This is a genomic window from Vibrio sp. MEBiC08052 (assembly GCF_001506075.1).
Lineage (GTDB): Bacteria > Pseudomonadota > Gammaproteobacteria > Enterobacterales > Vibrionaceae > Vibrio.
In genome coordinates this window covers 3,396,660-3,408,434 of record NZ_KQ947475.1, presented here as the reverse complement: position 1 = coordinate 3,408,434, position 11,775 = coordinate 3,396,660, and the positions used below count along the sequence as shown (strand labels likewise).

Genomic DNA, 11,775 nt, shown 5'->3' with positions numbered 1-11,775 from the left:
AAATTAGTCGTAAATCGTCGGAATCGGTTGACGTTTATGCTGAGTGGCCTGATAAATTGCCACTAATCGCTCAACGACACTCTGAGGGACTGGTTTTCCTTCCAGAAAATCATCAATCTGATCGTAGGTCAGATTCAGCGCTGCTTCGTCCGCTTTTTGCGGTGCCAGTTCTTCCAAATCAGCCGTCGGGATTTTATTGACCAGCACATCCGGTGCCCCCAGTGTTGCTGCGACTTGACGAACCTGACGCTTATTTAATCCGAACAGAGGGGCGAGGTCACATGCACCATCACCAAATTTGGTATAAAAACCGGTAATATTTTCTGCTGAGTGATCGGTGCCGAGCACAAGGCCCCGCACGTAACCCGCAATTTCGTATTGGGCAATCATCCGGGCACGTGCTTTGACATTGCCTTTGACGAAATCCAGTTGTGCATGGTCTTTCGGGAGTAACCCGGTTCCTGCCAGTGCTTGGTGAGACGCTGTGTGCAGTCCGTCAACACCGGCTTTAATATTCACAGAAACAGCATGGCTGGGTTCAATGAAGGCGATAGAGAGTTGCGCTTCATCTTCATCTTTCTGTTCCCCATAGGGCAGTCTGACCGCGATAAATTGATACGGAGTGTTTGGCAGTTCTTCATTGAGTTGATTCACTGCCAGCTGCGCCAAGCGACCACAAGTGGCCGAGTCAATCCCGCCGCTGATACCGAGCACCAGAGATTTACAGCCGGATTCAGTCAATTTGCGTTTGATAAAGTCAATACGACGCTGAATTTCATACTCAGGATTGATGGTGGGTTGGACGCGCATTTCCTCGCGAATAAGCTGTTCCATTTTGAGATTCCTTTTCGTACAAGAATAAACTGATAGTATGACGCTCAAGTCACCGTGATCGGGAGATACGTGGAATCCCATATCTTGAGGTCACTTGGGTATATAACAACTTTTTAGTATCATACCTATTTCGTTGAATTAGAAAACCGGATAATTGCCAGAAAGGAAGGATATGTTGAAAATCGCTGTATTTGGCAGCGCTTTTAACCCACCAAGTTTGGGTCATAAAAGTGTGATTGATTCACTGAGCCATTTTGATCAAGTTTTACTCGTCCCGAGTCTCGCCCATGCATGGGGGAAGAAGATGCTCCCTTATGAGCAACGGTGTCGCTTGGTTGATGCGCTGATATCCGATTTAGGCGGTGATAAAATTCAACGTTCTGAAATTGAAGAGCAGCTATATCTCCCGGGTAAACACATTACCACTTATGCGGTATTGACCGCATTGCAGGAAATTTATCCGCAGGATGAACTGACGTTTGTGATGGGGCCGGATAATTTGTTCCAGTTTGCCCGTTTTTTTCGGGCGAAAGATATCCTCAAGCGATTTAATGTCATGGCCTGTCCGGAGAAAGTGCCAATTCGCAGCACGGACATCCGTCAAGGACTTCAGCAAGGCAAGGCGATCGATACATTAACGACACCGTCTGTTGCTCAATTGATCTATTCACTATCACTCTATCACTAATGCCTTATATGACATTGGTTGGTACCTGTATACCTGAGTGACACTATGTGTCCGGTTCAGTGTACCTTCCTCTGACATCCTCAGCGCCATACTACTCAAAAATCATGTCGGCCAGCTTTCCGAGCACAGCATCGATTTCAAATCCGTTCAACTTAAATATGACTTTGTTGACTAAAATGACGATTGACTCCGGAGTCGCAACACTTTGATTCACAACGACAACCCATATGAAAGACCGATGCTTTTTTGATGTCGTACCGATAACTCAGAATAAAACCGTTAAGAGTCATGGGGAGTGTGCTAAAACTATATTAGGTCGATGAAAAAGAGGTGATTATGGAATTATTTGCAGATATGCGTTCAAGTTCTTCAGATAATGAAGAAAATAAAGACAGCCATTCATCGGCAAACGTTCAAGGTTTAGAGCCTTGGAAAGTGTTACTGGTGGATGATGACACCCAAATGCATCAGATTACCAAACTAGCGCTCAGTAATTTTGTTTTTCAAAAACGCCCTTTGAAATTGATCTCCGCTTACTCCGGAAGTGAAGCCCAAGAGATCTTTCAACAAGAAGATGATATTGCACTGGCACTGATCGATGTCGTGATGGAGACGGAACATGCCGGGCTGGATTTGGTTCGGTTCATTCGGGAAACCTGTCGCAATCGTATTATCCGTTTGGTCTTACGGACCGGGCAGGCTGGTCAGGCACCGGAAGAGAAGGTGATCCAAGATTATGAAATTGATGACTACAAAGAAAAAACGGATCTCACCACCCAGAAACTACGGACTTTACTCTATTCGATGCTGAGAGCATATCGGGATCTGTGTCTCATTGAAGAACAAAAGGAGGGGTTGAGCAGAGTCATTGAAGCCTCAGCCAAGGTCCAAAATACCAGAACATTGAAAACGTATGCGACAACGGTATTGAAACAACTGACCTCTCTGCTCGGGCTGGAAGCCTCTGCATTTTACTGCATCGTCTATCCCCATGACCGTGAAGACGGAGAGCAGGCCCTCACACTGGCCGCAACAGGAAAATATGTTTCCTTTTATAAAGAGTGTAGTTTCAGTGTGCTACCAGACTTGGTTGCTCAGCGCTGTCAGGAAGTATTGGAAAAACGTGCCTCCCAAAATTATGGGGATGCTTATGTTTTCCATACCCGCGATGAACGGGACGTAACCAACCTCCTTTACGTCAATTTAAACGGTGAATTATCGGATCTGGATAAACAGTTGTTGGAAATATACATGCAGAACATATGCATGACGTTTGATAATATCAACCTGTTTGTCGATTTGCAGGAAACCTCTGTGGAGTTGGTATATAACCTCTCGAATGCTGTCGAGGCGCGCAGCAAGGAGACGGGGGCGCATGTGCAGCGGGTATCATTGTATAGTGAACGGTTGGCGCAGTTATGTGGCTTGACCGACACACAGGTGAAGATGATCAAACACGCAGCACCGTTGCATGATGTCGGTAAAGTCGCTGTGCCAGATCGCATTTTGCATAAGAATGGCAAACTGGACGAGGATGAATGGATCATCATGCAAAAACATGTGGAGTATGGTGTCGAAATTTTGAGTAAATCGGCTCGTCCGTTGATGGTTATGGCGAAAAACATTGCTGAGTACCATCATGAGCGATGGGATGGAACCGGTTATCCTCATGGTTTATCTGGAGAAAATATCCCGATTTGTGGCAGAATTACCGCGCTGGCGGATGTCTTCGATGCCTTGGGGGCAAAACGTTGTTACAAGGAAAGTTGGACAGATGACGAGATCAAACGGGAAATTTCGGCCCAGCGAGGTAAACAATTTGACCCACAGCTTGTTGACTTGTTCATGGCAAACTGGGACGAGTTTATCAATATTCGTAATAGTCTGCCCGATTAACTCTGAATCGCAATTATACCGTTTCTTCCTTTTTAATCTTTAATTGCTTGGGAAGCTTGAACCAATAGTGCAGACCTTGCCCGGGAGTTGATGAAAACTGCAATGTTCCCTGAAGTTGTTGGGTAACCAGATTAAACACTAAACTCAGGCCAAGCCCTGAACCACCGCGTCCTCTTTGAGTGGTATAGAATGGTTCAAAGATTTTTTGATGTAAATCCTCGGGAATGCCGATGCCGTTGTCGAGATACTCAAGAACAACGGATTCTCCCTCTGCATAAAAACGAATGATAATTTGCGGTTGTGCCTGCGTATTTCCGTTTCCGAATGCATGACGTGTACTATTCATGATGAGGTTGCCAATTACCTGAGACAATCCCCCCGGAAAACTATTCATCATCAGGCTGTTATCACCTTCCAGCACTGGGTCAACCGGTACTTTTTTGGTCTCGGGATACATACTGACAATTAAGGCCTGCAAGACCTGATAGATGTTAAATTGACTCTGGTTCTCGGATATTTGATCGACCGCGGTCTGTTTAAAGTTTCGCATTAATTCGGATGCCCTGATGAGATTACTTTTCAACAGATCGACACTTAAATTTAATCGTTGGGTTAATTCCGTAAACTGATGAGTGGTGAGTGTCTGATTGTGAAAAGCCTCTTCCAGTGTTTTTCTGACATCTTCAGCGACCGATGTTGCTGTTACTGCAATTCCAAGTGGTGTGTTGACTTCATGCGCAACGCCGGCAACCAGTCCCCCGAGCGCAGTGAATTTTTCTGACTGAATCAGTTGGGTCTGAGCTTGCTTGAGTTGATCCATATTCTGAGCCAGCTCACTGGTGCGTTGCTGAACTTTATGTTCCAGCTCTTGATTGAGCTGTTTTAAGGCCAACTGTCCGGACTTCAGCTCAGAGATATTCAGGGCTGTTCCCCGAAATCCGATAAATTCATGCGCGTCGTTATAGCGAGCCAGTGCCTGAAATACAAACCACTGTTGGATACCATCCAAGATGATGGTGATTTCACACCGGTGGAAACTCTGTTTGTGAGAGAGATAACGGTGTAAATCTTGTGCCGGTTGTAACGCCTCAATTTGCTCGAAGGGGATGGGATGACTCTCTGAGAGGCATAAGGCTTTTAACATGTCTTCTGAGGCATAAATCAGTTGGAGTGCGTTGTCAGTTTCCCAAAGCCAGTCAGATGATATGTGGGCAAAATGTCTCGAACGCGTCCGTTCAAAATGGCTGCTCCGGTAAAAAGCCACGAGGTTTTGGGTTAATTTATTGGTCTCTTTGACCAACAACGATAACTCATCATCGTGCTGCGTAATAAATGGCGTCTGATAGACTTCAAGTGGTTTCCCCGGTTTCATGGGGTTGTAGTGTTGCAGGAAACGAACAATCGAAAAAATACGTTGATTGATACTTCGGTGAAAAATAACGAGGATCAGATAACAGACGAGTATGGTTTTGAGGGTATTGATAGCCAATGTCGTCAAAAACTCACGAATCAGAGTGTTGTAGATACTCTGGAGGTTCGATTCAACAACAATCGTGCCGATTAATTCTGTTTCATCACTCACCGGTTCGCGAATCGTCAATGGGTAGGCATGGCGGATCACCTTTGCCGTGTTCGGTTGACCAACGGCCATTCGGTAATTACTGGATTGAACCTCCAAATAATCAATATCGGATAAAAGCACCAGATGATCCATTCTCTGTTGCAATCGTGTCAGGTTAAAGTCCCAAATAAATGAAGCCAGTATATGTGCGTGCACATCTCGAATTTCCATATGGCGCTTTTCAATATGATCCACATGTTGTGTGTAATTGAAATAGAGCTGAGTGACCGTGGAAATTAACGTAAACACACTACTGAGCAGGATCAGAATGAAAATCATGCGTCGTCCGAGATGGCTCCGCAACGGGGAAATTAATTCAGTGCTGTATTTACCTGTTGTCATATCCTTGCAACCCTAGCCGACAATTGTTCATCTTGGGGGGGGGGGACATATGTTTTTTGCTAATCCAATGTCTTCGGAAGATGAATGCGATATTGAACGCCTTGACCCGGCTCTGAGGTAAATTTTAAATGGCCTTTTAGTTTCTGAGTCACCAGATTAAAGACCAAATTTAGCCCCAACCCTGAACCACCATGACCTCTTTTACTGGTATAGAACGGTTCAAAAATCTTTTCGTGTAATTCGTGTGGGACACCGATACCGTTATCCTGATATTCAAAAATAATATGCTGGTCTTGTGCATAGAATTTTATATGAATTTCCGGGTGCGGATGTTCACCTTCAAAAGCATGGACAACACTGTTCATAATCAAATTCGAGACAATTTGAGTCAGTGTTCCCGGCAGACTCGTCATCATGAGCTCTTCATCACCTTCGAGTTGTGGTGATACCGGAATCTTTCGGGTTTCCGGGTGCATACTGGCAATTAATGCCATAAGCACCTGATGAATATTAAATTTACTACGGTTTTCAGAAACCTGATCGACGGCAGTCTGTTTGAAATCTCGAATTAGCTTCGATGCCCGATTGAGATTGCTTTGCAGCAATTCTGAGCCCGATTTCAATCTTTCCGTCAGTTCAACAAACTGAGTGGTCGTTAAGGTTTGATCGCGAAATGCGCGTTCAAACTCCTCGGTCACTTCCTCAATAACGGATGTTGCTGTCACAGCAATGCCCAATGGTGTATTGACCTCATGGGCGACACCGGCGACCAATCCACCGAGTGCGGCCAATTTTTCCGACTGGATCAATTGCGCCTGCGCCTGTTTGAGTTGTTTGAGGCTCTGCGCCAAATCATGGGTTCGTTCTTGAACGGTGTGTTCTAAGCTTTGATTGAGTTGCTCTAGCTCAGCTTGTACGGATTTGAGCTCAGTAATATTCAGCGCTGTGCCACGAAAACCTAAGAAATTGTTATATTCGTTGTCATAGCGAGCCTGCGCCTGAAACATTAACCACATTTTATGTCCGTTCAGGTCGAGAGCGACTTCACAATGATGAAAGTTTTGCTTGCCGTTTAAGGATTGTTGTAACTGAATGGCCATTTGAAATTGCTCAATTTCATGAAATGGCAAACGATGGTTTTCCTGCAAATTGAGTGTTTCCAGCATGGTCTCTGAGCAATACACCAGCCTCAGGGCGGAGTCGGTTTCCCACAGCCAGTCAGATGAGACGTGGGCAAAATCTGCCAAACGTGTCTGTTCGAAGCGAATATTCTGATATAAAATTGTGAGATTTCTAGTTAACTTATTGGTTTCATTACATAAAAGTGATAGTTCATCATTTTTTTGCGTAATCACCGGATAGTTATAGACGCGCAGGGGGTGAGTTCTGTGTCTGGGATTATATTGCCTCAGGTAGCGGACAATCGCGTAAATTCGTTGATTGATACTGTGGTGAAACACAATCAGAATCAGATAACAGACCAGTGCCGTCTTAATGGTATTAATTGACAGAATCACCAGAAAGTCATGCAACAGCGAATTATAGATTTGCTGAATATCCGATTCAACGCGAATTGTACCGATTTGTTCTGATTTCCCAGTGATCGGGTCTTGAAATGTCAGCGGATAAAGATGACTGACGGCTCGGCCAGTCACAGGTTTCCCCGCACTGATTTTATAGTTGTCAGACTGTATTTCCAAATAATCGATATAAGGCAAATTGATCAGCCCATTGACTCTTTGTTGCAAAATGGTGAGGTCAAAATTCCACAGCGATGAAGCTAGTAGATGGGTGTGGATATTCCGGATTTCTTGATGGCGTCGATCAACGTTACTGAATTGTTTGCTGTAGTCGAAATAAAGCTGTGCCAAGGTCGCCAAAAAAGTGATCGTCCCACTGAGTAATACCAACATAAAAATGATTCTTCGTCCCAGGCGGCTCCGCAATGGGTGAATCGACTTCATGTCTTCCGTCTCATGATCTGCTTCTAGTATCGGCTTTTCAGTCTTTGATGCCATATGTTCAACGCCCTGCTTCAGTCCGTATCTTCGCCATTTTAAAGAGACGAGCTCCTGCCAGAGCGAGCACGTCTAAGTTAATTATTGATGACATTAAGTTTTTCTGCTCAATAGTTACTAAAAAAATCCTTATTCTGTTGGGAAGACTCACAGAAGTCCTCGAGGATAAACATCATTTTCTATGCCTGAAAGGAACCGATGTCCTCATTTTCATGACCAATCAATGAGATCTTTGTTAGACTCCGCATCGTGTAAAACGACTAACCAGAAGTAGAGAAAATTTATATGACATTCAATGAATTACTAGACATGATCCGCACTTCTCCAGAGCAAGTTGACTTTTCTGGCGTGATGCGTGTGATTGACGAGCACTATGATTTTACGCCAACCCGATTTAGCAACGGAGACGTTGTTAATGAGGCACATGAAAATCAAGGCTCATGTAAAATCTTTTCTTTTGCGAAATTACATCAATTGAGTCCTGAAGAAACGCTGGCTTGTTTTGGTAACTTTTATCGTCAGGACGTGCTGCAATATCCTGAAAATCAGGACCATCAGAATATCCGTAACTTTATCCGTACCGGTTGGGAAGGGATTCGGTTTGAGGGCGATGCATTAGCGGCAAAATCATAACGCCGGTATGAGACGAGAATGGCTATCGCAGCGGCTGTTGGGAAAGACAACGACGACACAGACAGTGGGGTGCCCCCGTTTTCTCTCGGGTTGAGACATGAAAACACCAACAGTCTGATTCTCCGACACTGACACCACAATAGGTCGGCTCGCCACATTGCGGACAAGTATGAGAGGTCTCCATTCCGTTCAGCCGCTGCATAATCTGTTCTCTTTGCTGATCGGTGTAATGACGCCACTGCCGGATCTCTTCCATGGTTCGGTAGCACCCCGAACAAAGACCATCTTCATTTTTACAACTCGCCACACACGGGGATTTGATTGCTTTTTCTGACACTTCGATCTGACTCATATTTTGCTATGGCAGACACTATAAGAGATCGCCCTGTGAGGATGCAATATTTTGCAATCGGGTGAGCATTCGCGAGGAAGCGTGAAGAATTGAGAGATGCATTCAATAAAATGCGCCCGGTAATGAAAATGAACCAATAAAGGCTGAACTCAATAAAATAAATTGCATACAATAGCAAGTTGTTGAGTAAAGCCAGATTCTCGGTTGACTGGTTTCCTTATGAAGTGAAAAAGGCAGTTTCTGAGCGAAAAGGCACTCTCTGCGCGAATTAAAATAAAACACCGACATTCTCACATAAAACATCAAAGGTTTTCTGCATGGCAACGTTAGGTTTCAGGCTCACGATCAATGGGGTCAATGATACGTCATTGGTGGTGCGTGACTATCAGGGATTTGAATCTGTTTCAGCTTCAGTGGCCGCCGACGGGCAACCGGTTTATGGCTATCGTTATCATCTCGAACTCGCCAGTCGCAACAGTGATTTGAGCTTTGAGCAAATGGTCGATACCACGGCACTGCTCGAAGTGCTGCGCAGCGGCAAGGTGGTACAAAAGGTCCACGGCATTATCCGCAATTTCAGTCGTGGCGATACCGGCCATCACCACACCTTTTATTCTCTGACGCTGGTGCCGTCATTCGAGCGGCTCTCGCTGCGCCACAACAGCCGCATCTTCCAGCAAAAAAGCGTGCCGCAAATTCTCTCTGTCCTGCTGCAGGAAATGAACATCACCGACTATGCCTTTTCCACTAAACGGGAAAGCCCGCCGCGTGAATTCTGCGTGCAATACCGCGAAACCGATTTAGATTTCTTCCACCGCCTGGCGGCTGAAGAAGGGCTGATGTACACCTTCACCCATGACACCGACAAACATACGCTGGTGGTGACCGATAATTCTGAGGGCTTTACCCGGCTCGGCGGGACGGTGCCGTATAACGTGCTGTCCGGCGGGGTTTCTGACACGCCGTATGTCTCTGCGATGACTGCGCGCAAGCAGTCTGAAATCAGCGCGGTGTGGTTGCAGGACTACAGTTTTAAAAAGCCGACCTACAGTTTTAAACAGAGCGTTGAAGGCAGTAATCTCGATTACCAGCTCACCACTTACGAGCACTTCGATGCGCCGGGGCGCTATAAAGATGATGCGACCGGCAAAGCGTTCAGCCAAATCCGCCTTGATGCACTGCGGCGTGAAGCGCATACCGCCCGTGGTCAAAGTAATCAGGCGCAGCTCCAGGCCGGAGTGCGGTTTGACCTCAGCAACCACCTTGATGCCGCAATGAATCAGAGCTGGCTGGTGGTACAAATTGCCCATCAGGGCAGTCAGCCGCAGGCACTGGAAGAGTCCGGCGGCAGCGGGGCTACCACCTATGCCAACCAGTTTACCGCCATTCCCGGTGATAACTTATGGTTGTCGCCGGTGGAGAATAAACCCCGGGTGGACGGCCCGATGGTGGCGACCGTGGTCGGCCCGGCCGGTGAAGAAATTTACTGTGACGAGCATGGCCGGGTGAAACTGCATTTCCCGTGGGACCGCGAAAGCAACGGCGATGAGCTGAGCTCTTGCTGGGTGCGGGTGTCACAACAGTGGGCGGGCAGTCAGTACGGTATGGTTGCCGTGCCGCGCATCGGCCACGAAGTGATTGTGGATTTTCTTGACGGCGACCCGGACCAGCCACTGGTGACCGGGCGGGCCTACAATGCCAGTCAGGTGCCGCCTTACCCGTTGCCCGAGCACAAAACCAAAACTGTGCTGCGCACCGAGACCCATCAGGGCGAAGGGTTTAACGAGCTGAGTTTTGAAGACCAGTCCGACCATGAAAAAGTCTATATTCATGCGCAGAAAGACACCGAAGCGCTGATTGAAAACGACGCCACCACGCTCATCCGTCACGACAGCCATTTAACGGTGGAAAACGACCGTTACGAGCACATCAAGATGAATGACCATCTCACCATTGATGGTGAGCAGCGTCTGAAAATCACCCAAGACCAGACCCACGATATCGGCGGCTCGCTGGCACAGCAAATCGGCAGCCTGACGGCGGTTGAGACCGGCAGTGCCATCACCCTGAAAAGCGGGGCCAAAATCGTTGCCGAGGCCGGCTCCGGTTTGACCTTATCCGCCGGGGGCAGTTTTATCAGCATCGACAGCGGCAGTGTCAATCTTTCCGGCCCGGCGATTAACCTCAACGCCGGCGGCAGTGCCGGTAGTGCGGTGGCGTATGGCGGGCAAGCCGCGCAATTACCGGATGAAATTACCACCAAGCCGGATAACCCGGCGCCTATCCTGAGTCCGGCGCAGATTGCCACGATGAAAGCTGCGGTACCGTTCTGTGAAGAGTGTGAAAAATGTAAGGATGGCGCATGTGCGATTTAAACCAGCAACTGACCCCGGATTTAAACTGGTACGTCATTCTCAATGAAACCAGTGACGGCCAGCCGCAGCGTTGGTTTTACCTCAATGGCGGCAGTGATGCGCAGGGCATCTGGCTGAGCACGCCGTATGCCGAATGGCGCGAAGTGATGCCGAATCTCGCGCAGATTACCCCTGAGCACCCGTTTCTTGACTGGATTAAACAGGCGTCATGTGAGGACTGGGGCATGTTGGTCGGCAGTCATGCCGATTTTGCCACCGTTCAGGCGCATTTTCGCAGCCTGACCCATGTGTGGCTGCCATCCGGCGAGCATGTGTTTTTCCGCTTCTACGACCCGCGCTTCGGGCTGGATGTGGCGACACTGTGCGATGACGAGCAGCGCATCGCTCTGATGGGGCCGACTCAATGCTGGCTGCGCTTATCGGCTCAGCAAACGCTGACCCGGGTGGAGAACCCGGCCCCCACTGCGCCAGCCGATTTTCAGGAGCGGCCTTTCCCGTGGTGGCAGGTGCCCGAGGCGGTGTCGGCAGGGTTGAGCGAAGACCCGGGTGTATTGGTCAATAATCTCCTTCAGGGATTAAGTGAGTATCAGCAGGCTTTGTATGACGCCTATCCTGAGCCGGTTTTACGTCAGAAAACCGAGCGTTTTGTCGCGCGTTATCAGGGAGAGCAAGACGGTTATCTCGCGGCTTTCATTCAATTGATAGAACAAGAACAACAACGGTTAGGGATGCTCTCATGAGTGAACAACAGGCATTTTATCATTATATCAATCAGCAGTTGAACAGCTTTCCTGATTTGCTGACCGAATATCGGCAAATGACTAAGAAGTGGTATTTCCAGAGTGCGGATACCGTGAGCGAGTGGCAAGATTTACCCTCCCTGTTTTCGATGGATAAACAGCTCAAAGTCAATGGTGCCAGTACCACGGTGGGGAAAGATGATGCGAACTATGCGACCAAGGTGAGTTGTCCGCTCAGTGGTAATCTCGAAATCCAAAGTGTGTTTCAGTCGATTT

10 protein-coding genes are annotated in these 11,775 nt (G+C 47.4%); 6 read left to right on the top strand and 4 right to left on the bottom strand.

The window, feature by feature from the left end; genetic code table 11:
• Nucleotides 1–3 precede the first annotated feature (3 nt).
• Nucleotides 4–834, bottom strand: coding sequence for an ammonia-dependent NAD(+) synthetase (nadE, locus tag VRK_RS14660; protein WP_059122054.1), 831 nt, complete (start codon nucleotides 832–834; stop codon nucleotides 4–6).
• A gap of 172 nt (nucleotides 835–1,006) precedes the next feature.
• Between nadE and VRK_RS14655 the strand changes: the two genes are divergently transcribed.
• Nucleotides 1,007–1,522, top strand: a complete 516-nt coding sequence (locus VRK_RS14655) for a nicotinate-nicotinamide nucleotide adenylyltransferase (protein WP_059122053.1) — start codon at nucleotides 1,007–1,009, stop codon at nucleotides 1,520–1,522.
• A 336-nt stretch (nucleotides 1,523–1,858) separates the two neighbouring features.
• The gene (locus VRK_RS14650; RefSeq protein WP_059122052.1) at nucleotides 1,859–3,418 is read left to right on the top strand and encodes a DUF3369 domain-containing protein; all 1,560 of its coding nucleotides are present in this window, start codon (nucleotides 1,859–1,861) and stop codon (nucleotides 3,416–3,418) included.
• A 13-nt stretch (nucleotides 3,419–3,431) separates the two neighbouring features.
• On the opposite strand, the gene VRK_RS14645 is transcribed toward VRK_RS14650, so the two are convergent.
• Both VRK_RS14645 and VRK_RS14640 read right to left on the bottom strand, forming a co-directional pair.
• The gene (locus VRK_RS14645; protein WP_059122051.1) at nucleotides 3,432–5,381 is read right to left on the bottom strand and encodes a sensor histidine kinase; all 1,950 of its coding nucleotides are present in this window, start codon (nucleotides 5,379–5,381) and stop codon (nucleotides 3,432–3,434) included.
• A 59-nt stretch (nucleotides 5,382–5,440) separates the two neighbouring features.
• Nucleotides 5,441–7,399 (bottom strand): sensor histidine kinase, encoded by a 1,959-nt coding sequence (locus VRK_RS14640; RefSeq protein ID WP_059122050.1) that lies wholly within the window; start codon nucleotides 7,397–7,399, stop codon nucleotides 5,441–5,443.
• 285 nt (nucleotides 7,400–7,684) lie between these two features.
• Here VRK_RS14640 and VRK_RS14630 point away from each other — a divergent pair, with 285 nt between their 5' ends.
• The gene (locus tag VRK_RS14630) at nucleotides 7,685–8,032 is read left to right on the top strand and encodes a HopJ type III effector protein (RefSeq protein ID WP_059122048.1); all 348 of its coding nucleotides are present in this window, start codon (nucleotides 7,685–7,687) and stop codon (nucleotides 8,030–8,032) included.
• Nucleotides 8,033–8,054: 22 nt separating this feature from the next.
• On the opposite strand, the gene VRK_RS14625 is transcribed toward VRK_RS14630, so the two are convergent.
• Nucleotides 8,055–8,384, bottom strand: a complete 330-nt coding sequence (locus VRK_RS14625) for a cysteine-rich CWC family protein (protein ID WP_231735781.1) — start codon at nucleotides 8,382–8,384, stop codon at nucleotides 8,055–8,057.
• Between the two features lie 317 nt (nucleotides 8,385–8,701).
• On the opposite strand from VRK_RS14625, the gene VRK_RS14620 reads away from it, so the two are divergent.
• The 3 genes from VRK_RS14620 to VRK_RS21320 form a co-directional block, all read left to right on the top strand.
• On the top strand, nucleotides 8,702–10,759 hold the full coding sequence (locus VRK_RS14620; RefSeq protein WP_059122047.1) for a type VI secretion system Vgr family protein: 2,058 nt from the start codon (nucleotides 8,702–8,704) through the stop codon (nucleotides 10,757–10,759).
• Nucleotides 10,747–11,499: a DUF4123 domain-containing protein gene (locus VRK_RS14615; RefSeq protein ID WP_059122046.1), complete on the top strand. Its 753-nt coding sequence runs from the start codon at nucleotides 10,747–10,749 to the stop codon at nucleotides 11,497–11,499. The genes VRK_RS14620 and VRK_RS14615 overlap by 13 nt, the downstream gene beginning before the upstream one ends.
• The coding region (locus tag VRK_RS21320) for a hypothetical protein (RefSeq protein ID WP_197413118.1) at nucleotides 11,496–11,775 on the top strand (280 nt) is incomplete at its 3' end. The genes VRK_RS14615 and VRK_RS21320, both read left to right, overlap by 4 nt.